Origin of the sequence: Streptomyces sp. AB3(2024), from assembly GCF_041862025.1 — a bacterium.
In the GTDB taxonomy this organism is placed as follows: Bacteria; Actinomycetota; Actinomycetes; order Streptomycetales; family Streptomycetaceae; genus Streptomyces.
Map to the genome: position 1 here is coordinate 1 of NZ_JBGWAB010000007.1, position 21,496 is coordinate 21,496.

Consider the following 21,496-nt stretch of genomic DNA (forward strand, 5'->3'; position numbering starts at 1 on the left):
GACTGGGTTGATAGGCCAGATGTGGAAGCCCGGTAACGGGTGGAGCTGACTGGTACTAATAGGCCGAGGGCTTGTCCTCAGTTGCTCGCGTCCACTGTGTTAGTTCTGAAGTAACGAACCGTGTCCATGCCCGGTTGGTTAACTTCATAGTGTTTCGGTGGTCATAGCGTTAGGGAAACGCCCGGTTTACATTCCGAACCCGGAAGCTAAGCCTTTCAGCGCCGATGGTACTGCAGGGGGGACCCTGTGGGAGAGTAGGACGCCGCCGAACAATCATTGTGGGAAAGCCCCGCACCTTATGGTGCGGGGCTTTTCTGCGTTTACGGGCCGATTCGGTTTCATTTTCAGTTTCGGCAGAGGCCGAAGCGGGCCAGGTAGTGCCAGACGCGCTTCAGGGCCTGCTCGTCGTGGTCGCCGGTACGGGCCGCCTCGCCGAGGATGCGGGGGGTCAGGACGCCGGCCGGCGCGATGGATTCGCCGAGGTCGACGAATTCCTGGCCGCCGTATTCGGGGTGCCGCCGCAGTTCCGTGACGGTCAGGCGGAAGCCCGGATGCCATTCCGTGGGGCAGGGGAGGGTCGCCGCTGCCGCCTCGACCGCGGTGTCGCGGTAACTGGGGTCCAGTACGAGGGCGGAGACGTCGCGGTCCAGCCGGACCGGGGTGTGCACCTGGGCTTCGATGTAGTCGTCCAGGGCGTCCTGGTCGTCGGCTTCGGCCAGGGCGATCAGGGACATGCGGGTGGCGACCCCGAAGGACTCCGGCTCCAGATGGCTGTCCGAGTAGCAGAAGGTGGTCCGGGGGAGGGTTTCCGGGGCCAGACGGAAGTGGGCCGAGCCGAAGCGGGGGGCGGCGCCGACCGCGGAGTGGCGGAAGTTGAGGGCGCCGTACACCGGGCGGGCTTCGGCCGGCGCGGTGTCGTAGGCGCCGCCGAATATCCGGCTCTCCCACTGCCAGCGGGCTCCGCCGGGGTGGGCCGTGAGTCCGCCGTTGCTGGTGCCCGTGACGAACTGGGAGCGGTACACGCCGTCTTCGGCCAGGGCCTTGAGCACCGGACGGTCGTTCAGGGAACGTCCGGGTGGAAGTTCAGGGTGACCGGGAGCGTCGGGTCCAGGGCGGGGCCCGAGGCGAGCGCGGTGACGTGCGCGATCGCGCGGGTGTGGGGATCGGGGTGCGGCTGGTGCATGCGTGCAGTCTGCAACACAGCGGTGGGGGTGGGTGGTTAGGATCCGGCCATGAAGCAGCATGTGATACGTACGGTGCAGGCCGATGAGTGGGAGAAGGCCAAGGAGCTGAGGATCGCCGCGTTGCGGGATCCGGTGGCTCCGGTGGCCTTCCTGGACACGCTGGAGGCCGCGCGGGCCCGGCCCGACGAGTTCTGGCAGGGGCGGGTCGCGGAGGCGGCGAGCGGGCGGTCGGCCCGGCAGTTCGTCGCCGAGGCGGCCGACGGGCGATGGGACGGCTCCGTGACCGTGCTGGTCGAGGAGGGCGGGACGGCCGACTACTTCGGGAACCCCGTCGAGGCCTCCCAGGGGCATCTGGTGGGGGTCTTCGTACGGGAGGAGCAGCGCGGGACCGGGCTGACCGAGGCCCTGTTCACGGCCGCGCTGGAGTGGGCCTGGTCGTTGGAGGGGCCCGAGCTGGCCCGCGTACGGCTCTTCGTGCACGAGGAGAACGCGCGGGCCGGGGCCTTCTACCGGCGCTACGGGTTCGAGGCGAGCGGGCGGACCGTGCCGGTGCCCGGGGACTCCGGGGCGCGGGAACTGGAGTACGGGGTCGTGCGGCCGGCGTAGCGGCGGTTCAGGGGAGGTCGGCCTGGGGCCAGTGGGCCCGTGCCTGTTCGCGGCTGCGGCACAGGGCGAGGAGCGGGAGCCTCTCGTCCGTCAGCAGTTCCGGGAGCTGGGGTACGGGCGCCACGGCCGCGACGTCCTCCAGGACCAGGGTCAGTGGTGGGTCGAGCCGACCGGCGGATGACCGTACGGCCACGCGCCGGCCGTGCTCGACCACGCTGGAGGCGAGTGCGGTCAGCAGCGGCATCGCACCCGGGCGGGTCCGGGGGTCTTCGAGGGGTTCGCCCACCACGTACAGGCTGCCCCCTTCGGCGAGGAACGATGCGAGGGTGAGGGCATCCGTGCGGTTCGGGGTGCAGGCCTCGCGGATGTGGATCGAGGTCAGGCAGGACAGGGCCCGGGCGGTGAGGTACTGGGCCTGTTCGCGGCGTTCGGGGTGCCCGGTGAGGGCGCTCTCGAGTTCGCCGGCCGCGCCGGGGGCGGCCTGGAGGTGGGTGCGCAGGATGCGGACGGGGTCCTGGGCGGAGTTGCCCTGGGCCCAGCGGTGCAGCTGCTTGAAGGGGCGCTCGTCCAGGGCGGCGGCCTGGAGCCAGCTGCGCAGGAGGGTCTCGGCGGTGTCGGCGACGACCGCGTCCAGGCGGGCCTGGGGGCGTACGGGGGCCAGCAGGGCGATCGCTCGCGCGGCGGCGGTGTCGCGGTCGGCGCAGCCCTCGGCGGGGTTCCAGTGCATGCGGGCCGGGGTGTCGCACAGGTGTGAGGGGTCGTAGAGCAGGACCGGTCCGAGTTTCGCCCGGGCGTCCTTGGTGTCCGACCACAGGGCGGGGGACGAGGTGACGACGAGGACGGCGCCTTCGGCGGAGGCGATGGCCTGCGCGGCGAGGCGGTGGCGTTCCGCGGGGGTGGCGTAGGTGAGGCGGGCGGGGGTGCTGGGCGTGATGGGTGTGATGGGTGAGGTGAGGTGGCCGGCCGGGGGTGGTGCCGGGGGCCTCGGGGCGTAGCCGAAGCCGTAGCGGTAGGCCTCGTCGACGGGGGCCGGGCGGGACGTGGCCTGCGGGACGGCGGCCTCGGGTACGGGGGTGGGTACGGGCTCGTGGGCCGGGATCGGATCCGGAGCCGCGATCGGGGCCGGGGCCGGCGCCGACGCGGGAGCCTGGGCCTGGGCCTGGGTGTGGGTCGGGGCTTGGGCGTGGCCCGGGGCCGGAGCTGGGACCGGAGCCTGGGTCTGGGTCTGGGCGTGGGCCTGGGCGTGGGCCTTGAGGTCGGGCTGCGGGGGTGCCGTGGTGGTGGGGGCCGGGGTGTGGCGGCGGGCCTTGGTGCGGGCCACCACGCCCATGGTGAAGATCGTGAGGACCAGCATCACGAGCAGCTGGCTGATGAACAGGCCCCAGAACAGGCCCCACCCGGACAGCGCCGCCGGGGCGGTGTCGGGCCAGGCCGCCGCGATGTCGTGGGGTTGCGCTATCAGGGCGCGGACGGCCCCCGGGGTGCGGGTGAAGGTGACCGTGGCCGGCCAGGCGCCCTTCGAGAAGAGGGCGGCCAGGCCGGTGGCCGACCAGACCAGGACGGCGAGGCCGAGGAGGAAGGCCAGGAGGCCGACCAGGACTCCGTCGGGGATGCCGCCGGCTCGCGCCGGGGGCTCCGTACGTCTGACGTCGGGCATGGTCAGGCCACCGTGGCGGCCGAGCCGGGGCCGGCGCCCCGCTGGCGCTCGATGTGCAGGGCGCGTTCCTCCGCTTCGAGTTCGGCGGCCAGCAGGTCTTCGGGGAGCTGCTGGGGGGTGGAGGACTCGGTCATCGCGCGGTCGGTGTAGACGAGGGGGCGTTCGGTTTCGGTGATCAGGTGTTTGACGACCTGGACGTTGCCGTTGACGTCCCAGACGGCGATGCCGGGGGTGAGGGTGGGGATGATCTCCACCGCCCACCGGGGGAGGCCGAGGACCCGGCCGGTGGCGCGGGCCTCGTCGGCCTTCTGGGCGTAGATCGTTCTGGTCGAGGCCATCTTGAGGATGGCCGCAGCTTCGCGGGCGGCCGCGCCGTCGACGACGTCCGAGAGGTGGTGGACGACCGCTACGAAGGACAGGCCGAGGCGGCGGCCGAACTTGAGGAGGCGCTGGAACAGCTGGGCGACGAAGGGGCTGTTGATGATGTGCCAGGCCTCTTCGACCAGGAAGATCCGTTTTTTCCGGTCCGGGCGGATCCAGGTGTGTTCCAGCCACACGCCGACGATCGCCATGAGGATGGGCATGGCGATGGAGTTGCGGTCGATGTGGGAGAGGTCGAAGACGATCAGGGGCGCGTCGAGGTCGATGCCGACGGTGGTGGGGCCGTCGAACATGCCGCGCAGGTCGCCGTCGACGAGGCGGTCGATGACGAGGGCGACGTCGAGGCCCCAGGCCCGGACGTCGTCTATGTCGACGTTCATGGCGAGGGCGGATTCGGCTTCGGGGTGGCGCAGTTGTTCCACGATGTCGGTCAGGACGGGCTGGCGGTCCCGGATGGTGTCCACGACGTAGGCGTGGGCGACCTTGAGGGCGAAGCCGGAGCGTTCGTCGAGGCCGTGGCCCATGGCGACTTCGATGATGGTCCGGAGCAGCGCGAGCTGGCCGGTCGTCGTGATCGCCGGGTCGAGGGGGTTGAGGCGGATCCCGTCGTCGTTGGCGGCGATGGGGTCCAGGCGGATGGGGGTTATCCCCAGCTGCTGGGCGATCAGGTTCCACTCGCCGACGCCGTCCTCGCCCTGTGCGTCGAGGACGACGACCTGGCGGTCGCGGAAGCGGAGCTGGCGCAGGACGTAGGTCTTTTCGAGCGCCGACTTGCCGTTGCCGGATTCGCCGAGGACCAGCCAGTGGGGGGCCGGGAGTTGCTGGCCGTAGAGCTGGAAGGGGTCGTAGATGTAGCCCTTGCCGCTGTATACCTCGCGGCCGATGATGACGCCGGAGTCGCCGAGGCCGGGGGCTGCGGTGGGCAGGTAGACGGCCTGCGCCTGGCCGGTGGAGGTGCGGACGGGCAGGCGGGTGGTTTCGACCTTGCCGAAGAGGAAGCTGGTGAAGGCGTCCGTCAGGGCGGACATGGGATCTCGCATGGGGCGGCCGTTCCCTCCAGCTAGCGTCGGATGCCGGTGGCGAACGGCAAGGTGTTGACGAAGGCGCGGTGGTGCTCGCGGTCGCACCATTCGAGCTTCAGGTAGGACTTGCCGGCGGAGGCGCGGATGGTGCGCTTGTCGCGGGCGAGGGCTTCGGGTGAACGCGAGGACACCGTGATGTACCCGACGAGGTTGACTCCGGCAGCGCCGCTGGCCAGATCTTCACCCCTCTGGTCGAGCCGGCCGTGGGCGGCGATGTCGCGGGGGTCGACGGTGCGGTTCATCTTGGCGGCGCGGCTCGCGTCGGCCTCGTCGTTGGTCTTCTCGGTGAGCATCCGCTCGATGGCGACTTCGGTGGGTTCCAGGTCCATGGTGACGGCGACCGTGCGGATGACGTCGGGGGTGTGGACGAGGAGGGGGGCGAGGAAGTTCACGCCGACCGGGGTCATGGGCCATTCCTTGACCCATGCGGTGGCGTGGCACCAGGGGGCGCGGGTGGAGGACTCGCGGGTCTTGGCCTGGAGGTAGGTCGGTTCGACGGCGTCGAGTTCGGCGGGCCAGGCGTTGCGCTTGGTCATGGCCTGGATGTGGTCGATGGGGTGGTCCGGGTCGTACATGGAGTGCACGAGGGAGGAGAGGCGGCCCTGGCCGAGGGGTTGGCGGACGCGGATGTCGGCCTCGGCGAGGCGGGCGCAGATGTCGGTGAGTTCGCGGGCCATGACGATGGCGAGGCCGGCGTCGCGGTCGAGCTTGCGGCCCTTGTGGGGGGTCGAGGCGCGGGCGATGGCGACGGCTTCGGCGGCCAGGTCGCGGGTGAAGTGCATGCAGGCGACGAGGTAGGCGCGGTGCTGCTCGGAGGAGGTGGAGACCATCGACTGGAGCTGGTCGTAGGAGTCGCGCACCCAGCCGGGGGCCTGGGTGTCTCCGCGCTGGGCGACGTCCTTGGCGTGGGCGTCGGGGTCGGCGGGGAGGGTGCGGGCGAGCATCTGGAGGCGGGTGACGAAGCCGTCGCCGTTGGCGACGTGCTTGAGGAGGGTGCCGAAGCGGTCGACGAGGGCTTCCTGGTCCTCGCTGTCGCGCAGGCCGACTCCGGGGCCCTCGATTTCGATGGCGGCGGTGACGGTGCGGCGGTCGGCGTGGAGGAGTACGGCGATCTCGTCGGGGCCGAAGGGGGCGGCGAGCCAGTTGATGCGGCCGATGCCGGGGGGCGGGCCGACCTCGACCTCACGGCCGTCGGCGGCGCGGGTGCCGGATTCCATGGCGGCCGAGCGGTAGGTGGTGCCGCGGCGCAGGGTGCGCTTGTAACTGCGGCTGATCTCGAACCACCGGTAGAAGGTGCGGCCCTTGTAGGGGACGTACACGGCGGCGAGGGCGAGCATGGGGAAGCCGGCGAGGCTCACGATGCGCAGGGTGAGGTCGGGGACGAGCAGTCCGCTCATCATGCCGAAGAACGCGCCGACGATGATCAGGGCGATCTCGCCGGTTTCGCGGTTCTTGCCGACGATCGCGTTCGGCCTGGCGCGGCCGATGAGATACGTGCGGCGGGGCGCGATCGGGTGGAGCTGGTGGGACTGGGTCGTCAACGCCCGTCACCTCCTGTGTTCCTCGTACTGGAGCCAGTGCGGGGCGGGGGCGCGGCGGAGGGGACGGTTCCGCCGCCGGACCCGCTGCCGGAGCCGCGGCTGCTGTGGGCGGCCATGCCTCCGGAGATCTGGTTGGCGTCGCCTCCGGTGGAGCCGCCGGAGGCGCGGTGGGTGCCGCCGCCGCGGCTGCTGTGGGTCTTGATGCCCTGGGAGACGAGGGAGGCCGGGGAGCTGATGACGGCGGCGGCCTGGGCGCCGTCGGTGGCCTTGGAGCGGTTGCTGCGGGCGGAGGCGATCTCGTCGCCGAAGCCGGGGACGAAGCGGTAGATCATCGCGGAGGCGAAGATCGCCAGGAGGATGATGGCGAGGCCGGAGACGACGGCAGAGAAGGCGTCGGGGCCCTTCTCGCCGGCGAGGGCTCCGGCGAGGCCGAGGACGATGACGATGACCGGCTTCACGAGGATGACGGCGATCATGATGCCGGCCCAGCGGCGGACGTGGCCCCACATGTTGCGGTCGACGAGTCCGGCGTAGACGACGGTGCCGAGGAGGGCGCCGACGTAGAGCAGGGCGGCGCGGATGACGAGCTCCAGCCAGAGGACGCCGGCGGCGAGGACGGTGACGAGGGCGACGACGACCAGCATGATCGGGCCGCCGCCGATGTCGCTGCCCTTCTTGAGGGCTTCGGAGAAGGAGCCGAAGAAGACGTCGGTCTGGCTGCCGGTGGCGGAGGCGATGACCTCGGTGACGCCGTCGGTGGCGGAGACGACGGTGTAGAGGATCAGGGGGGTGAAGGCGGAGGCGAGGACCGTGAGCCAGAGGAAGCCGATGGCTTCGGAGAGGGCGGTGGTGAGGGGGACGCCGCGGACGGCGCGCTTGGCCACGGCGAGGAGCCAGAGGACGAGGGTGAGGATGGTGGAGGCGGCGAAGACGACGGCGTACTGCTTGAGGAAGGCGGGGTTGGTGAAGTCGACGTTGGCGGTGCCCTTGACGGCTTCGCTGAGCTTGTTGACGATCCAGGCGGCGGCGTCGGCGCAGCCCTTGGCGAGGGAGGCGAGGGGGTTGAGGGCGTCGGTGGGGTCGTTGGTGAGTCCGGGCTTGGAGCCGCCCGAGGCACCGTCGCCCTTCTCGCAGTAGTCCTTGGCCGACCCGATGAGGAGCTTGCAGTCCTCGTTGGCCCGCGTTGTCGCCGAGGGGCTGGGCGACGGAGAAACCGGCGGAGTGGGCGCGGCATAGGAACGGGTGGCCAGCGCTACGACGGCCAGGTGGGCGGACGCGATGACTCCGGCCGTCCGGAGCCGGAGGCTAGCGGGCATAGGTGAACCCTCCGAACTCCTTGGTGGCCTTGCTGATGTCGTCGGCGGTCGCGGCGGCGACGTCACCGGGGACCGGCGCCGGGCCGTCCTGCTGGCTGTCGGTCGTGACCTTCCAGTCCTCGCCGGACCAGACGAGCTCGAAGGTCCAGGTCTTCCAGGTGGTGCGGACCGGGTCGGTGGACTTCTCGCCGGACATGCCGATCAGGCCCGTCGCCCAGACCGAGACCTTCGCCGTGGTCGCCGAGTAGCTGTCCACGCGGGTGCCGACGGGCACGGTGCGGCTGATGAAGGTGTTCCCCTGAGGCGGGTTGCCGTTGGCGTCGAGCCCGAGCTTGGAGAGGAACGCCGTCGAGTACGCGGAGTCCTGGGGCCCCTTGAGCCGGTTTGCCGCCTCGGGCGTGTACACGGAGTCCGTGATCGCGTGCCGGGTGTCTTTTTTGAACATGCCGTCGGAGCCCATCACGGTGGCGTAGTTCGCCGCCGCCGACTGTGCGCCCTGTTCGTCGTGGGCGAAGCCCTTGGGGATGCCGGCCGTTTTGGTGGTGACCGGGGCGGTGCCCGTCGGGGCCGTGGACGTGGTGGTCGGGGGTTTGTCCGAGGAGGTGTTGCCGCCCGGGGAGTCCGAGGACTGGTTCGCGAACGCGATGGCGGCGACGAGCAGGACCACGACGCCGACCACCGTCACCAGGCCGCGGGAGGCGCGGGGGGTGCGGCGGGGGGTGCCGTAGGGGTCGGAGGGGGAGTCGGGGAGGCGGGTGCGGGTCTGGCCCGTGCCGCCGACGTCGCCGCCGCCGTAATGGTCGTCGTTGCTCATTGCGTGTCCGCCCCCTCCGCGTCGTTCGACGGTAGCGCTGGTTCCCGCTCAGGCGCGGTGTGGTGATTCGTCATCAGGGTGCGGCCGGCCGCGCCGGTTCGGCTAGACGGCCATTCCGTAGACGATCGTGAAGAGGGTGCCGAGGGAGCCGATGATGAAGACTCCCGTGAGGCCGGCCACGATCAGGCCCTTGCCCTGTTCCGCGCTGAAGGTGTCGCGCAGTGCGGTAGCGCCGATGCGCTGCTTGGCCGCGCCCCAGATGGCGATGCCGAGGCAGAGGAGGATCGCTACGGCCATGACCACCTCGATCATGACCTTCGCTTCGTTGCCGAGACTGCCGAACGGCCCCCAGTTCGGGGCGATTCCGCCGATGATGGTGGTGATGTCGCCCTTTTCGGCTGCCAGGATCATGTAACTCACCGCCCCTGTATGGGTAGTTCCGGTAGCCCGTGCCCGACGGCAGGGGTCACGCACTATCTTCGCTGATGAAACCGCCGCCGTCGTCGACTTGGCGGCTCTCTTTACCCGATCTCTCGGCGTGCGCCCCTCCCGCGCGCCCTGACCTGGTCACTCTGTGTATCACGGTGGGTGACCCCGGGCAATGATTGTCGGCCCGGCGTGCGCGGGGCCGGGTGAGGGGCGGCCGTTCGGCGCAGTGGGGTGCGTGTCGTTGGGCCGTCCCGCTGATATTTGTCCGACATTCCGTCAGTCTTTCCATCTTTGCGGCGGGTTGGGGGGAGGCTCGCGGTCGTTGGCCGTGACGACGTGACGATGTGAGGAGGAGCCTGATGGGTTCCGCGATGGAGCCGGGCCGCAGGGCTCGGCTGGCCGCCGGGGTGGCCGTGGCGTTGCTGTGCGGGCTGGTGACCGTACCGGTGCAGGCGGTGGCCGCGGAGGCCGGGCCGGAGTACGGGTACGGGCACGGGTGCGGGAAGGACGACGACCGGGCCTTGCGGGGCGGGGGGTGTACCGGGCCGCGCGGGCCCAAGGGGCCGAAGGGCGACCGGGGTCCGAAGGGTGACCGGGGTCCGGCCGGGCCGCACGGGCCGTGTGCGGACGTCGACACCGCTTCGGGGCCGGGGACCTCGGAGTTCAGTGCCGTGCTGAGCCGGGGGAGGGCGTACGTCGGGGCGAGGGCCACGCCGACGGCCCCCTACTACTGGCAGGACCTGACGCGGGCCAGGACGCCGGGCTTCCCGCGCGACGCGTGCGGGGTGTCGGTGCGGGTGGGCGGTCCGCGGGTGTACGTGAAGGTGCTCACCACGGGTGGGGACATCTACGAGAACTCGTGCACGACGGCGTTGGTCTGCACGCTGGGCTGGACGGCCGTGATCCGGCCCTACTGACGCCGGCCGTTCCGGGGGCGGCGCCGTGACCGGAATCGGGGCCGGGCACGGCGCCGTTCGGCGGGGCGGCCCCGTAGTGGAGCATCTGCTTCCGGTTGGGTCGCTCACCGTACGGGGGCAAGGGCGGGTGGGAGCGCGAGGGGCGCACGCGCGCACGGCGGGCGCCGGGCGTCGGGCGCTGCGCCGGGTCGCCCGGCCTACTGCCAGTGGGACGGGCGGGTGAGGGACGGGGGGATGCGGGTGGCGGCGTCGCCCCGGGCGGCGTTCAGCTGGGCCTGGGTCAGGAAGAGGGCGTCGCGCAGGTCGGCTCCGCGGAGGTTCGTGTCGCGGAAGTCGGCGCCGATCAGGTCGGCGGTGCGCAGGTCTGCGCGGCCGAGGTCGGCGGCGATCAGGTAGGCGCCGCGCAGGTTGGCGCCGCGCAGGTCGGCTCCCGCGAGGCGGGCGCCCATCAGGTCGGCGCCGCGGTGGTTCTTGCGGGGGCCCGGGGCCTTGGCGCGCACCAGCTCGCTCGCCTTGAGGAGGAGGGGGTTGATGTCCTGGCGCAGGGTTCCCACGTCGAGGCCGGTCAGTTCCTCGGCGTCGGCGCGGGTGAGGGCCTCGGTCCGGGCCAGGGCCGTGCGCAGGTCCGGGTGGACGGGGGCCGCGGCGGGGAGGGTGAGCGCTTCGGCGACGTAGAAGAGCAGCTCGTGCAGCTGACGCATGACGGGGAAGGCTTCGAACATCTCGGCCCGGGTCCCGGGGTGCGCGCGCCAGTCGCGGCCGCCGAAGGTGACCTGGGAGATCTGCTGTCCCGCCCCGAAGCAGTCGAAGACGGTGCATCCCTGGAAGCCCTGGTCGCGCAGCCGGGTGTGGATGTCGCAGCGGAAGTCCTGCCGGAGGTTCTCGCAGGGGGTCCCGGCGGACTTGTTCACGGCGAAGTCGTTGGATTTGGCGAAGGGCAGGGCGACGCAGCACAGCGCGAAGCAGTTGCCGCAGTCGGCCTGCAGGGCGGGGAGCGGGGGGTGCGCGGGGCGGGGGGTGGCGGACACCCCTCCATTGTCACCGCAGGGGCGGGGCCGGGGTGCCTTGATCCGCGGGGCGGGGGCGGTGAGCATCTGTACATGACAGAAGTGATCGCAGTTGCAGTCATCACCCTGCTCGCGGTGATCAGTCCGGGGGCGGACTTCGCCATGGTGGTCAGGAACAGCTACCTCTACGGCCGGCCCACCGGGCTGTTGGCGGCGGCCGGGGTCGCGGCCGGCGTGCTGGTGCACGTCTCGTACACGATGCTGGGGGTCGGTCTGCTGATCGCCTCGTCGACCGCCCTGTTCACGGCGATCAAGCTGGCGGGTGCCGCGTACCTGGTGTGGATCGGGATCCGTACCTTCCGGGCGCGGGACGGGCTGACGGTGGACCTGGAGTCGAAGCCGGGGCTGAGCCCGCTGGGTGCGCTGCGGTCCGGGTTCCTGACGAACGTGCTGAATCCGAAGACGACGCTGTTCGTGGTGTCGACCTTCACGCAGGTCGTCGATCCGGGGACGTCGGCGTGGCAGCAGGTGGGGTACGGGCTGTTCATGTCGGCCGCGCACCTGGTGTGGTTCGGGGCGGTGGCGCTGTTCTTCTCGGACTCGCGGCTGCGCGACCGGATGCTGAAGGCACAGAAGACGCTGAACCGGGCGATCGGGTCGGTGCTGGTGGGGCTGGGGGTGGGGCTGGGCTTCGCGCGCTGAGCGGGCGCGGGGCTGGTGCCCCGGGGTTACCTGTGGGTAGCGTGCAGCGGCATGGACGCTGAGGACGGGTTCTACGAGCGGATCGGCGCGGGGCGGTTCGTGGCGGGCGAGGCCACGCGCGGGCCGTGGGACGCTGGTTCGCAGCACGCCGGGCCGCCGGCCGCGCTGCTGGCGCGGGAGATCGACGAGCGGTCGGGCGCACGGGAGGACATGCGGATCGCGCGCGTCACGTACGAGATCCTGCGGCCGGTGCCGATCGGCGGGCTGGAGATCACCACGAGCGTGCTGCGGGCGGGCCGCAACACCGAGCTGGCCGAGGCGGCCCTGACGCCCGAGGGCGGTTCCGGGCCGGTGATGCTGGCGCGGGCGCTGCGGATCAGGGTGGCCGGGGAGCCGGTGCCCGCGGTGGTCCCGGGGGCGGTGGTGCCGACTCCGGGGGAGGCGGTGGCCTCGCCGTTCTTCCCGGTGCCGTGGGAGAAGGGCTACCACTCCTCGGTGGAGGCCCGGTTCACCGACGGGGCCTTCACCGAGCCGGGGCCGGGGACCTGCTGGATGCGGATGCGGGTGCCGCTGGTGGCGGGGGAGCCGATCCGGCCGCTGGACCGGGTGCTGGTGGCCGCCGACTCGGGCAACGGCATCAGCGCGGTCATGGACTTCGGCCGGTTCGTGTTCGTCAACGGCGACCTCACCGTGCACGTGCACCGGCACCCGGTGGGGGAGTGGGTCTGCGTGGAGTCCCGGACGAGCGTGGACGCGGCCGGCATCGGCCTGGCCGACGCCCGGCTGCACGACGAGAAGGGGCCGATCGGGCGGGGCGCGCAGAGCCTGTTCGTGGCGGCGCGCTGAGGCCAACCCGCTTGCGCGCGGGGGGAGTCGGTATGACAGGCTCGGCCGGATGGAGGCGCTCAGAGAGACCGACCCCGCGTACATCGGCGCGCACGCGCTGCTGGCCCGCCTCGGGGCGGGCGGGATGGGGCAGGTGTACCTCGGGCGGTCGCCCGGCGGGCGGCTGGTGGCCGTCAAGGTTATCCGTGACGAGATCACCGGGCACCCCGAGGCGCTCGCCCGGTTCCGCCGGGAGGCGGAGACGGTCCGCGCGGTGCGGTCCGCGTACACGGCGAACCTGATCGACGCCTCGCTGGCGGCGCCGCCGTTCTGGCTGGCCACCGAGTACGTGGCGGGCCCGACGCTCGGCAACGCGATCGGCGCACGGGGTGCGTTGCCCCCGCAGACCTGCCGACGCCTGGGCGCGGCACTGGCCGAGGGCCTGGCGAGCGTGCACGCGTACGGGGTCACGCACCGGGACCTCAAGCCGCAGAACGTCATCCTGGGGGTGCAGGGACCCCAGCTCATCGATTTCGGCATCGCGCGCGGGGTCGGCGCGACCGCCCTCACCCAGGACGGCCAGGCACCGGGGACCCCCGGGTACACGGCTCCGGAGGTGCTGTTGGGCGGAGAGACGGGAGCGGCGGCTGACGTCTTCGCCCTGGGCGCGACGCTGGCGTACGCGGCCACCGGGCGCCCGCCGTTCGGCACCGGCGTGGCGTCGACCGTGGGCTACCGCGCGGTGCACGAGCCGGTCGACGTGGCCGGTGTGGAGCCGGGACTGGCTGCGCTGATCGAGGCCTGTGTGGCGAAGGATCCCGCCGCGCGCCCGGATCCGGCGGAGCTGATCCGGCGCTGTGACGTGCGGGACGCCCTGGTGGACGACCCGGTGTACGTGGCGCTGGGGGCGCTCGGCGAGCCCGTGCCGCTGCACGAGATGCGGACGCAGGGGCCCGGGTACCCCTACGTTCCCACGCAGTCGGTCGGGCCGGTGGTGCCGGCCCGCAAGGCCGGCCGACGTGTCGGGCTGCGGGCGGCCGGAGGCACGGCCGTGCTCGTCGCGCTTTCCCTGGCGGCCTGGAAGCTGCTCCCGCTCGACGGGACCGGGGGCAGGGAGGGCGGGGCCCGGAGCGGGGGAGCGGCAGGTGCGTCCACGTCCGCGCCACAGAGTCCGGCGGCCTCCGCGGGCAGCGGCGCGGCCACGCCCGCCGCGTCCAAGGGAAGCGTCAAGCCCCCGGCCCAGTACATCGAGGGCAACCAGATCTCGCACTACTTCTGGAAGCCTTCGACCGACCCCGACATGGCCGCCCACGGGCAGGGGCAGTGCAACCAGCCCGCGGAGCAGAAGGCGCCCGGCGCGGACATGCAGACGAGTACCGCGGTTTCCGGGAAGTCCGTGGCGATCGACATGCGGATCAAGTACGGAGACATGAGCCAGACCAGGCCCGAGCCGTACTACGTGTCCGTGGCCGTCCGCTCCCCGCACGACACGGACCCGGAGACGGGCATGCCCTTCAAGGTGGACAACAAGAGCGTCGGTTTCACGAGCAAGCCGGTCGACATCTACGGGAAGTGGCCTTCGGGGGAGTTCCTGACCCTCAGGTACCCGGAGGATTTCGCGGAGCACGTGGGGGGCAGGACGTACCCCGGCGTGCCCCTCGCCAACGACCCAGGGGACTGGACGCTGGTCTTCTATCACGTCGAGGATGACCCGACGAAGTACACGAGCATCAACTGCTCGGGCTTCCGAGTGGGGTAGTCGGATCGGCGACACGAGCGAATCACCCATGAAAGTGACGGGGATGGGGGAGTGTTGACGGATGCGCAGATTCTGGATGGCTGGCGGAATCGGGTTCGGGCTCTGCCTGGGCTTCCTCGTGATCATCGTGGTGGGTACGTACTCGGCCGCGGCGGGACTTTCAGGGGCGGCGGGCGGCGGCCGGCCGCTGGGGCTGGCGAAGGGTGCCGTGCCCGCGAAGTACCAGGACCTGGTGCAGAAGTGGGGCGCCCTGTGCCCGGCGCTCACGCCCGCGCTGCTCGCCGCGCAGTTGTACTCCGAGAGCGGGTGGGACCCGAGGGCTGTCAGCCCGGCCGACGCGCGGGGAATCGCGCAGTTCATCCCCGGAACCTGGGCCGGCCACGGTATCGACGGTGACGGCGACGGCGACCGGGACATCTGGGATCCCAATGACGCGATCCCGTCGGCGGCCTCGTACGACTGTCAACTGGCCAAGGACGTTGCCGCGGTTCCCGGTGACGCCACGTCCAACATGTTCGCCGCCTACAACGCGGGCGCGTACGCGGTCATCAAGTACGGCGGGGTGCCCCCGTACAAGGAGACCGAGGGGTACGTGAAGTCGATCACCGATCTGGCGAAGAGCTTCGCCCGGCCCGTCGGCCGGGTCGCGCCCTCGCAGCAGGCTGCCGGGGCCATCTACTTCGCGCAGAAGCAGCTCGGGACGCCCTATCTGTGGGGTGGCAACGGGACGCCCGATCAGAACGGGCGGTTCGACTGTTCCGGGTTGACCAAGGCGGCGTACGAGACCGTGGGGATCGAGCTGCCGCGCGTGGCCAACGACCAGTACAACGCCGGTTCGCACCCCTCGCGGGCCGAACTGCTGCCCGGTGATCTCGTGTTCTTCTCCGACGATCTGACGAACTCCCGGGAGATCCGGCACGTCGGCATGTACGTGGGCGGCGGGTACATGATCAACGCCCCGTACACCGGCGCGGTCATCCGCTTCGACAAGATCGACACTCCCGACTACTTCGGTGCCACGCGGGTGACCAAGGACGGGGCCGCGGCCCTTCCGGAGAGGGCGGCCGCCACTCCGGCGGCCTAGCGACACTCCGTGAACCGCAGGCCTTGAGCTGCGACGACGAATCACTCTTGGATAACGTTGGAGTGATCATTCGGTGGAGAGCGGAACGTGCCTGCCAGAACGGGCGTTCCATGAACACGAGACTTGATCGGCGGGGGGTTTGGAGGGGCGCACACCGGCGTGCGCCCACAGGGGACCTAGGCAAGCAAGGGGCCGCGTCGCATGGCTGGACTCACAACAGGTGGGCCGAATGTGGATGTCAGCCTGCTGTACGAGATCAACGCCCTGGCCCGGCACGCCCCGGGCTGGTTCGACCGGGGCGTCGCGCTCGTCGGCGGGTACGGGCTGCCGCTGGCCATGGTCCTGCTGGTGCTGTGGTGTTGGCGCGGAGCCCGGCGGCAGGACGAGACGACGGCCGCCGATTCCTTCGCCGCGCTCGTGTGGGCACCGCTCGCCGCCGCCATCGCCCTGCTCGTGAACGTTCCGCTGCGCGGGTTCGTGGCGCGCCCGCGGCCCTTCGTCCAGCACGAGGGGCTGGAGGTGCTCGGTGGGATGGCCGGCGGGCCGGGAGCCGGGTACTCCTTCGTCAGTGACCACGCCACCCTGATGATGGCCCTCGGCGTCGGGGTGTTCCTGGCGAACCGTCGGCTCGGGCTCGTCGGGATCGGGCTCGCGCTCGCCGAAGGACTGTGCCGGGTCTACCTCGGCGTGCACTACCCGACCGACGTCATCGGCGGGTTCGCGCTCGGCACCGCCGTCGTGCTGCTCCTCGCGCCCCTCGCCATGGCCGCGCTGACCCCGCTGGTACGGGCGCTCGCGCGCGCGCCGCGGGCGGGGCGGCTCGTCAGGGCCGGGGAACGGGTCGTGGCCCGGCCGGTGGACCTCGCGCAGCGGCCGGCCGAGAGCGACCTCGCCGCGTAAGGGAGGAAGAGCGGGAAGCGGGCGCGGTCAGCCCCCGTACGCGTTCCACAGCGCGAGCAGGACCGCCGCCAGCAGGCACAGCACCGCCGCCCCGAAGCACAGCCGCACCGCGGCCGGGCGGAGGCGGGGACGGGGACTCACCGGTCGCCGTCCCCGGCGCCCCCGTTCCCGCGGCCCGCGCCGGAATCCTCCGGGTCGTCACGGCGGTAGCGGGACCGCAGCCACAGCCCGGTGGCCACGGCCGCGGCGGTGGTGACCCCGATCGCCAGTGCCACGTCGCCCGGGCCGTCCGCCGTGCCCACGGGGCGGGCCCAGGCCGCCGCGGCCGGGGTGAGCGCGATCAGCAGGGCCCAGAGGAGGGCCGCGAGGCGGGGTGCGGTTCCTGGCATGACTCCAGGGCAGCCGGTCCCGGGCCACCCGGCCACCCGGGCCGTCCGAACGGGCGACACACCCGGACGTGACACACCCGGAGGCAGGGCGACCGCCCCGCGCCCGCCCCACCCCGCCCGGGTCTAGTCCGCGCTGTGCCGGGCGGCGTCCCTGCGGGCCAGGTCGCGGGAGCGGCGGGCCGGGCCGGTCCAGCCGCAGCTGCAGACGGCCAGACAGAAGGAGCCGCGTTCAGCGGTGCCGGTGATGTGGCCGGGCGTCGGCTGCGCGGAGTCCACGGGGTGACGCGGAGCTGGCACAGCGGTAAACGGAGGGACCGGAGTCGCCTGGGTGTGCGGATCCACGTCCCCACGGTACCCGGTCGGACCGCGCCCGGTACGGGTCTCGGCCGTTCCCCGGCCGTGACGGGAAACCCCGGACCTCGTTAACCGGAGCGGGTGGGGGCCTCGGGCAAACAGCGGTCACGCGTTGGGGGTTGGCAGGCGATGGTGGTGCACCAGCACAGGTGGCGGCGAAGGCGTGCGGGTGGGGCGGTGCTCGCGGTCTGTGTGGCCGCGACCGTCGCCGCCCTCGGCGGATGCGGGGCCGCGAGCGGTACGGGAACCGGAACCACGGCCGCGGCCGGCGACGACCGGCCGCCGGGGGATCCCGGGGCGGCCGTCCGCGGGGCCGCCGACGCGCTAGTGGCCACCGGCAGTGCCCGGGCCCGTACGGCGATGGAGATGGCCACCGGCGGCACCCGGGTCACCATCCGAGGCGAGGGCGGCGTCGACTTCAGGAAGCGGATGGGGCAGCTGCTGGTGATGCTCCCCGCCGACGTGACCGGCAAGCCCGAGCACCGGCCCATCACCGAGCTGCTCGTCCCCGGCGCGCTCTACATGAAGAACCGGGGCGCCGGGGTGCCCGACGACAAGTGGGTCCGGCTCGACACGGCCGCGCTCTCCGACGGGAACCTCGTCACGGGCGGGGCCACCGATCCGCTGGCCGCCGCCGAGCTGCTGCGCGGCGCGCGGGAGGTGACGTACGTCGGCCTCACCGAGGTGTCGGGCACCAAGGTGCGGCACTACCGGGGTACGACGGACATCGGGCGGGCGGCGCAGAGCGCCTCGCCGGGGGTCAAGGGAGCCCTGGAGGCGGCGGCGAAAGGGTTCAGCAAGGACAGCGTGCCCTTCGACGCCTACCTGGACGAGGAGGGGCGCCTGCGGCAGGTCAGGCACCGTTTCACGTACGTCAAGAATGGCGTGATCGATGTCTCCTCGACCACGCTGCTGTACGGGTTCGGTACGCCGGTGACCGTCGTATTGCCCGCAAGCGGGGACATTTATGACGGGAAGATCGCCGACTAGCCGGTCCGGCGGGCCCGGACGGTGCGTCCGGGCCATGACCCCGCTATCCGGAAATGGTCCATCCGTGTCATGTGCGGCACGACGTGCGGTCCCTACGCTGGGAAGCCGAGCGCCGACGGGCGAGGGCGGCAGAGAGAGGTGACACGCGTGACTCCCGCGGGCGGTACGACGGTGCAGGACCACGTGGCACTCGCCGAGATCGAGCTGTGCGGTGAGCTGATCATCGCGGCCTCGACGGCCGTGGAGGAACGACTGAGTCAGGACCGGATCGACGAGGTCCTGATGGGCATCTGTCTCTAGTCCCCACGACCCGTCCCCAGTCTCAAGTCCCCTTAGTCCCCAGTCCCCCCACTCCCCAGTCCCCCCAGTCCCCGTCTCGGGTTCCCGGCCCGGTTTCCGGGGCCCGGCGGAGCCGCGGGTGCGGCGCCGCCGCCGGGGTCAGGTGCGCAGGAGGCGGGCGATGGCCTTCGTGGCCTCTTCCACCTTCGCGTCGATCTCGGTGCCGCCCTTGACGGCCGCGTCCGCGACGCAGTGGCGCAGGTGCTCCTCCAGCAGCTGGAGGGCGAAGGACTGGAGGGCCTTCGTGCTCGCCGAGACCTGCGTGAGTATGTCGATGCAGTAGACGTCCTCGTCGACGAGCCGCTGGAGGCCGCGGATCTGGCCCTCGATGCGGCGCAGCCGCTTGAGGTGCTCGTCCTTCTGGTGGTGGTAGCCGTGGACGGCTCCGCCCTCGTGGGGCAGGGTGCCGGGGGCGGTGCCCGTCTCGGCTCCGGAGCCCTCCGCCTCGATGGTCGTCATGGGTCCTCCCGTGGTCCGGAATGAGGGATGCATACCCCTCATGGGTATAGGGTACTTCGCCCCGGTCCGGGGGACAGGGGTCCGTCTCGCCCACTGTGCCCGATGGAGGACACTGGGGAACCGCGCCGGGTTAGCCGTGGCCGGGGGATGCGCCTAGCATCAGCCTGACCGAATCCAATGCACCCCGAGGACCTCACGTGCGATTTCGTCTGACCCCCAGGGAGACGAGCTTCTACGACATGTTCGCCGCATCCGCGGACAACATCGTCACGGGCTCCAAGCTCCTGATGGAACTGCTCGGAGCGGATCCCTCCGCCCGGGCCGAGATCGCGGAGCGGATGCGGGCGGCGGAGCACGCGGGGGACGACGCGACGCACGCGATCTTCCACCAGCTGAACTCCTCCTTCATCACGCCGTTCGACCGTGAGGACATCTACAATCTCGCGTCGAGCCTCGACGACATCATGGACTTCATGGAGGAGGCCGTCGACCTGGTCGTCCTCTACAACGTGGAGGAGCTCCCCAAGGGCGTCGAGCAGCAGATCGAGGTGCTGGCGCGGGCGGCCGAGCTGACCGCCGAGGCCATGCCGCACCTGCGGACCATGGACAACCTCACCGAGTACTGGATCGAGGTCAACCGGCTGGAGAACCAGGCGGACCAGATCCACCGCAAGCTGCTCGCCCAGCTCTTCAACGGCAAGTACGACGCCATCGAGGTGCTGAAGCTGAAGCAGATCGTCGATGTGCTGGAAGAGGCCGCCGACGCGTTCGAGCACGTCGCGAACACGGTGGAGACCATCGCGGTCAAGGAGTCCTGAACCACGTGGACACCTTTGCTCTGATCGTGACCATCGGTGTCGCGCTCGGCTTTACCTATACGAACGGCTTCCACGACTCGGCGAACGCGATCGCCACCTCCGTCTCGACGCGGGCCCTGACGCCGCGCGCGGCGCTGGCGATGGCCGCGGTGATGAACCTCGCCGGTGCCTTCCTGGGCAGTGGCGTGGCCAAGACGGTCAGTGAGGGCCTGATCGAGACGCCCCACGGCAACCGGGGCATGTGGATCCTCTTCTCCGCGCTGGTCGGCGCGATCGTCTGGAACCTCATCACCTGGTACTTCGGCCTGCCCTCGTCCTCCTCGCACGCGCTGTTCGGCGGGATGGTGGGCGCGGCCCTGGCCGGCGGGACCCAGGTGATCTGGTCCGGGGTGATCGACAAGGTCGTCATCCCGATGTTCGTCTCGCCGGTGGTCGGCCTCGTCGTCGGTTACCTGGTCATGGTCACCATCCTGTGGATGTTCCGCCGGGCCAACCCGCACAAGGCCAAGCGCGGCTTCCGCATAGCGCAGACGGTGTCGGCGGCCGGCATGGCGCTGGGCCACGGCCTCCAGGACGCCCAGAAGACGATGGGCATCGTGGTGATGGCCCTGGTCATCGCCGACGTGCAGAGCGCGGGCGCGCCGATCCCGATCTGGGTCAAGATCGTCTGTGCCGTGATGCTGTCGCTGGGCACCTACGCGGGCGGCTGGCGCATCATGCGCACCCTCGGCCGCAAGATCATCGAGCTGGACCCGCCACAGGGCTTCGCGGCGGAGACCACCGGTGCCTCGATCATGTTCGGCTCGGCCTTCCTCTTCCACGCGCCGATCTCCACGACCCACGTGATCACCTCGGCGATCATGGGCGTGGGTGCGACCAAGCGCGTCAACGCGGTCCGCTGGGGCGTGGCCAAGAACATCATCCTGGGCTGGTTCATCACCATGCCGGCCGCCGCCCTGGTGGCGGCGCTCAGCTTCTGGATCGTGGACCTCGCCCTGCTGTAGTCGTGGCACGCGGGTACGAAAGCGGGCCGGCTCCCCCCACCCAGGGGGAGCCGGCCCTTTTCTTTCGCCTTGCGGTGGCACCGCCATGCAGCACCGCAGGACGTACGGGTCACGCGGCGGAGCCGCATGAGGTCTGGTCCGGTCTAGCCGAAGCGGCCGGAGATGTAGTCCTCGGTCGCCTGGACGGACGGGTTGGAGAAGATCCGGTCCGTGTCGTCGATCTCGATCAGCTTGCCCGGCTGGCCGACGGCGGCCAGGTTGAAGAAGGCGGTGCGGTCCGAGACGCGGGCGGCCTGCTGCATGTTGTGCGTCACGATGACGATCGTGAAGCGCTCCTTCAGCTCGCCGATCAGGTCCTCGATGGCGAGGGTGGAGATCGGGTCCAGGGCCGAGCAGGGCTCGTCCATCAGCAGGACCTGGGGCTCGACCGCGATGGCGCGGGCGATGCACAGGCGCTGCTGCTGGCCGCCGGAGAGGCCGGAGCCCGGCTTGTTCAGGCGGTCCTTGACCTCGTTCCAGAGGTTGGCGCCCTGGAGGGACTTCTCCACGATGTCGGTCAGCTCGGCCTTCTTGTAGCGGCCGTTCAGGCGCAGGCCCGCCGCCACGTTGTCGAAGATCGACATGGTGGGGAACGGGTTCGGGCGCTGGAAGACCATGCCGACCGTGCGGCGGACCGCGACGGGGTCCACGCCGGTGCCGTAGAGGTTCTCGTCGTCCAGCAGCACCTTGCCCTCGACGCGGCCGCCGGGGGTGACCTCGTGCATGCGGTTCAGGGTGCGCAGGAAGGTGGACTTGCCGCAGCCGGAGGGGCCGATGAAGGCGGTCACGGAGCGCGGCTCCACGGTCATCGAGATGTCATCGATGGCCTTGTGGGTGCCGTAGAAGGCGGACAGTCCGCTGACGTCGATTCGCTTCGCCATGAGGGGTCACTTCGCTTTC

General features: G+C 71.3%; 22 protein-coding genes, 2 rRNA genes and 1 pseudogene. 13 read left to right on the forward strand and 12 right to left on the reverse strand.

The genetic code is table 11. The annotated features are described in order from the left end of the window. Both ACEPPI_RS04610 and rrf read left to right on the forward strand, forming a co-directional pair. Positions 1-79: ribosomal RNA gene (locus ACEPPI_RS04610) — 23S ribosomal RNA — on the forward strand; the annotation flags it as partial. A gap of 74 nt (positions 80-153) precedes the next feature. Beyond that, a 5S ribosomal RNA gene (gene rrf / locus ACEPPI_RS04615) occupies positions 154-271 on the forward strand. A 73-nt stretch (positions 272-344) separates the two neighbouring features. Here the strand turns inward: rrf and ACEPPI_RS04620 are convergent. Next, a pseudogene (locus ACEPPI_RS04620) lies at positions 345-1,183 on the reverse strand (DUF3626 domain-containing protein). A 49-nt stretch (positions 1,184-1,232) separates the two neighbouring features. Between ACEPPI_RS04620 and ACEPPI_RS04625 the strand changes: the two are divergent. Continuing rightward, positions 1,233-1,790, forward strand: coding sequence for a GNAT family N-acetyltransferase (locus tag ACEPPI_RS04625; protein WP_373913945.1), 558 nt, complete (start codon positions 1,233-1,235; stop codon positions 1,788-1,790). A gap of 7 nt (positions 1,791-1,797) precedes the next feature. Here the strand turns inward: ACEPPI_RS04625 and ACEPPI_RS04630 are convergent, their stop codons facing one another. From ACEPPI_RS04630 to ACEPPI_RS04655, 6 genes are all read right to left on the reverse strand, one after another. After that, complete coding sequence (locus ACEPPI_RS04630) at positions 1,798-3,447, reverse strand: type VI secretion protein (protein WP_373913946.1); 1,650 nt, start codon at positions 3,445-3,447, stop codon at positions 1,798-1,800. Between the two features lie 2 nt (positions 3,448-3,449). Next, complete coding sequence (locus ACEPPI_RS04635; RefSeq protein ID WP_373913947.1) at positions 3,450-4,868, reverse strand: ATP-binding protein; 1,419 nt, start codon at positions 4,866-4,868, stop codon at positions 3,450-3,452. Positions 4,869-4,888: 20 nt separating this feature from the next. Then, a complete protein-coding gene (locus ACEPPI_RS04640; RefSeq protein WP_373913948.1) occupies positions 4,889-6,451 on the reverse strand; it encodes an SCO6880 family protein in 1,563 nt (520 codons plus the stop codon). Beyond that, on the reverse strand, positions 6,448-7,767 hold the full coding sequence (locus tag ACEPPI_RS04645) for a hypothetical protein (RefSeq protein ID WP_373913949.1): 1,320 nt from the start codon (positions 7,765-7,767) through the stop codon (positions 6,448-6,450). The genes ACEPPI_RS04640 and ACEPPI_RS04645 overlap by 4 nt, the downstream gene beginning before the upstream one ends. After that, positions 7,757-8,581 carry a hypothetical protein gene (locus tag ACEPPI_RS04650; protein ID WP_373913950.1) on the reverse strand — a complete coding sequence of 275 codons (825 nt, stop codon included), beginning with the start codon at positions 8,579-8,581 and terminating at the stop codon, positions 7,757-7,759. Before ACEPPI_RS04650 ends, ACEPPI_RS04645 begins: the two co-directional genes overlap by 11 nt. 102 nt (positions 8,582-8,683) lie before the next feature. Next, the gene (locus ACEPPI_RS04655; protein ID WP_008742356.1) at positions 8,684-8,992 is read right to left on the reverse strand and encodes a hypothetical protein; all 309 of its coding nucleotides are present in this window, start codon (positions 8,990-8,992) and stop codon (positions 8,684-8,686) included. A gap of 377 nt (positions 8,993-9,369) precedes the next feature. Between ACEPPI_RS04655 and ACEPPI_RS04660 the strand changes: the two genes are divergently transcribed. Continuing rightward, the gene (locus ACEPPI_RS04660) at positions 9,370-9,927 is read left to right on the forward strand and encodes a hypothetical protein (RefSeq protein ID WP_373913951.1); all 558 of its coding nucleotides are present in this window, start codon (positions 9,370-9,372) and stop codon (positions 9,925-9,927) included. A gap of 197 nt (positions 9,928-10,124) precedes the next feature. Here the strand turns inward: ACEPPI_RS04660 and ACEPPI_RS04665 are convergent, their stop codons facing one another. Further along, the gene (locus tag ACEPPI_RS04665) at positions 10,125-10,955 is read right to left on the reverse strand and encodes a pentapeptide repeat-containing protein (RefSeq protein ID WP_373913952.1); all 831 of its coding nucleotides are present in this window, start codon (positions 10,953-10,955) and stop codon (positions 10,125-10,127) included. A 72-nt stretch (positions 10,956-11,027) separates the two neighbouring features. Here ACEPPI_RS04665 and ACEPPI_RS04670 point away from each other — a divergent pair, with 72 nt between their 5' ends. The 5 genes from ACEPPI_RS04670 to ACEPPI_RS04690 all read left to right on the forward strand — a co-directional run bounded on the left by ACEPPI_RS04670 (position 11,028) and on the right by ACEPPI_RS04690 (position 16,204). Beyond that, positions 11,028-11,636: a LysE family translocator gene (locus ACEPPI_RS04670; protein WP_373913953.1), complete on the forward strand. Its 609-nt coding sequence runs from the start codon at positions 11,028-11,030 to the stop codon at positions 11,634-11,636. 51 nt (positions 11,637-11,687) lie between these two features. Then, positions 11,688-12,482, forward strand: a complete 795-nt coding sequence (locus tag ACEPPI_RS04675; protein WP_373913954.1) for a thioesterase family protein — start codon at positions 11,688-11,690, stop codon at positions 12,480-12,482. 49 nt (positions 12,483-12,531) lie between these two features. After that, the gene (locus ACEPPI_RS04680) at positions 12,532-14,220 is read left to right on the forward strand and encodes a serine/threonine-protein kinase (RefSeq protein WP_373913955.1); all 1,689 of its coding nucleotides are present in this window, start codon (positions 12,532-12,534) and stop codon (positions 14,218-14,220) included. Between the two features lie 76 nt (positions 14,221-14,296). Continuing rightward, complete coding sequence (locus ACEPPI_RS04685) at positions 14,297-15,304, forward strand: NlpC/P60 family protein (protein WP_373914047.1); 1,008 nt, start codon at positions 14,297-14,299, stop codon at positions 15,302-15,304. Positions 15,305-15,505: 201 nt separating this feature from the next. Next, entirely contained in the window at positions 15,506-16,204 is a 699-nt protein-coding gene (locus ACEPPI_RS04690) for a phosphatase PAP2 family protein (protein WP_373913956.1), read from the forward strand. Between the two features lie 137 nt (positions 16,205-16,341). Here ACEPPI_RS04690 and ACEPPI_RS04695 read toward each other — a convergent pair whose 3' ends face one another. Together ACEPPI_RS04695 and ACEPPI_RS04700 are read right to left on the reverse strand one after the other, a co-directional pair. Beyond that, complete coding sequence (locus ACEPPI_RS04695; RefSeq protein ID WP_356220377.1) at positions 16,342-16,593, reverse strand: hypothetical protein; 252 nt, start codon at positions 16,591-16,593, stop codon at positions 16,342-16,344. A gap of 123 nt (positions 16,594-16,716) precedes the next feature. Beyond that, on the reverse strand, positions 16,717-16,869 hold the full coding sequence (locus tag ACEPPI_RS04700) for a hypothetical protein (protein WP_373913957.1): 153 nt from the start codon (positions 16,867-16,869) through the stop codon (positions 16,717-16,719). A gap of 207 nt (positions 16,870-17,076) precedes the next feature. Here ACEPPI_RS04700 and ACEPPI_RS04705 point away from each other — a divergent pair, with 207 nt between their 5' ends. Both ACEPPI_RS04705 and ACEPPI_RS04710 read left to right on the forward strand, forming a co-directional pair. Next, positions 17,077-17,937: a hypothetical protein gene (locus ACEPPI_RS04705; protein ID WP_373913958.1), complete on the forward strand. Its 861-nt coding sequence runs from the start codon at positions 17,077-17,079 to the stop codon at positions 17,935-17,937. 147 nt (positions 17,938-18,084) lie between these two features. Then, complete coding sequence (locus ACEPPI_RS04710; protein WP_167456795.1) at positions 18,085-18,237, forward strand: hypothetical protein; 153 nt, start codon at positions 18,085-18,087, stop codon at positions 18,235-18,237. 138 nt (positions 18,238-18,375) lie between these two features. On the opposite strand, the gene ACEPPI_RS04715 is transcribed toward ACEPPI_RS04710, so the two are convergent. Next, on the reverse strand, positions 18,376-18,735 hold the full coding sequence (locus tag ACEPPI_RS04715) for a metal-sensitive transcriptional regulator (protein ID WP_373913959.1): 360 nt from the start codon (positions 18,733-18,735) through the stop codon (positions 18,376-18,378). A gap of 197 nt (positions 18,736-18,932) precedes the next feature. Between ACEPPI_RS04715 and ACEPPI_RS04720 the strand changes: the two genes are divergently transcribed. Further along, a complete protein-coding gene (locus ACEPPI_RS04720; RefSeq protein WP_030240555.1) occupies positions 18,933-19,553 on the forward strand; it encodes a DUF47 domain-containing protein in 621 nt (206 codons plus the stop codon). Positions 19,554-19,558: 5 nt separating this feature from the next. Continuing rightward, positions 19,559-20,557, forward strand: a complete 999-nt coding sequence (locus ACEPPI_RS04725) for an anion permease (RefSeq protein WP_373913960.1) — start codon at positions 19,559-19,561, stop codon at positions 20,555-20,557. Positions 20,558-20,700: 143 nt separating this feature from the next. Here ACEPPI_RS04725 and pstB read toward each other — a convergent pair whose 3' ends face one another. Beyond that, the gene (gene pstB, locus ACEPPI_RS04730; RefSeq protein ID WP_373913961.1) at positions 20,701-21,477 is read right to left on the reverse strand and encodes a phosphate ABC transporter ATP-binding protein PstB; all 777 of its coding nucleotides are present in this window, start codon (positions 21,475-21,477) and stop codon (positions 20,701-20,703) included. Positions 21,478-21,496: the final 19 nt, after the last annotated feature.

Bases quoted from the DNA above. Each gene is read 5' to 3' on its own strand.
- ACEPPI_RS04705 (WP_373913958.1), top strand. From the start codon at position 17,077: ATGGTGGTGCACCAGCACAGGTGGCGGCGAAGGCGTGCGGGTGGGGCG.
- ACEPPI_RS04675 (WP_373913954.1), top strand. From the start codon at position 11,688: ATGGACGCTGAGGACGGGTTCTACGAGCGGATCGGCGCGGGGCGGTTC.
- ACEPPI_RS04645 (WP_373913949.1), bottom strand. From the start codon at position 7,767: ATGCCCGCTAGCCTCCGGCTCCGGACGGCCGGAGTCATCGCGTCCGCC.
- ACEPPI_RS04715 (WP_373913959.1), bottom strand. From the start codon at position 18,735: ATGACGACCATCGAGGCGGAGGGCTCCGGAGCCGAGACGGGCACCGCC.
- ACEPPI_RS04655 (WP_008742356.1), bottom strand. From the start codon at position 8,992: ATGATCCTGGCAGCCGAAAAGGGCGACATCACCACCATCATCGGCGGA.
- ACEPPI_RS04625 (WP_373913945.1), top strand. From the start codon at position 1,233: ATGAAGCAGCATGTGATACGTACGGTGCAGGCCGATGAGTGGGAGAAG.
- ACEPPI_RS04670 (WP_373913953.1), top strand. From the start codon at position 11,028: ATGACAGAAGTGATCGCAGTTGCAGTCATCACCCTGCTCGCGGTGATC.
- ACEPPI_RS04685 (WP_373914047.1), top strand. From the start codon at position 14,297: ATGGCTGGCGGAATCGGGTTCGGGCTCTGCCTGGGCTTCCTCGTGATC.
- pstB (WP_373913961.1), bottom strand. From the start codon at position 21,477: ATGGCGAAGCGAATCGACGTCAGCGGACTGTCCGCCTTCTACGGCACC.
- ACEPPI_RS04635 (WP_373913947.1), bottom strand. From the start codon at position 4,868: ATGCGAGATCCCATGTCCGCCCTGACGGACGCCTTCACCAGCTTCCTC.
- ACEPPI_RS04680 (WP_373913955.1), top strand. From the start codon at position 12,532: ATGGAGGCGCTCAGAGAGACCGACCCCGCGTACATCGGCGCGCACGCG.
- ACEPPI_RS04650 (WP_373913950.1), bottom strand. From the start codon at position 8,581: ATGAGCAACGACGACCATTACGGCGGCGGCGACGTCGGCGGCACGGGC.
- ACEPPI_RS04690 (WP_373913956.1), top strand. From the start codon at position 15,506: ATGGCTGGACTCACAACAGGTGGGCCGAATGTGGATGTCAGCCTGCTG.
- ACEPPI_RS04630 (WP_373913946.1), bottom strand. From the start codon at position 3,447: ATGCCCGACGTCAGACGTACGGAGCCCCCGGCGCGAGCCGGCGGCATC.
- ACEPPI_RS04695 (WP_356220377.1), bottom strand. From the start codon at position 16,593: ATGCCAGGAACCGCACCCCGCCTCGCGGCCCTCCTCTGGGCCCTGCTG.
- ACEPPI_RS04660 (WP_373913951.1), top strand. From the start codon at position 9,370: ATGGGTTCCGCGATGGAGCCGGGCCGCAGGGCTCGGCTGGCCGCCGGG.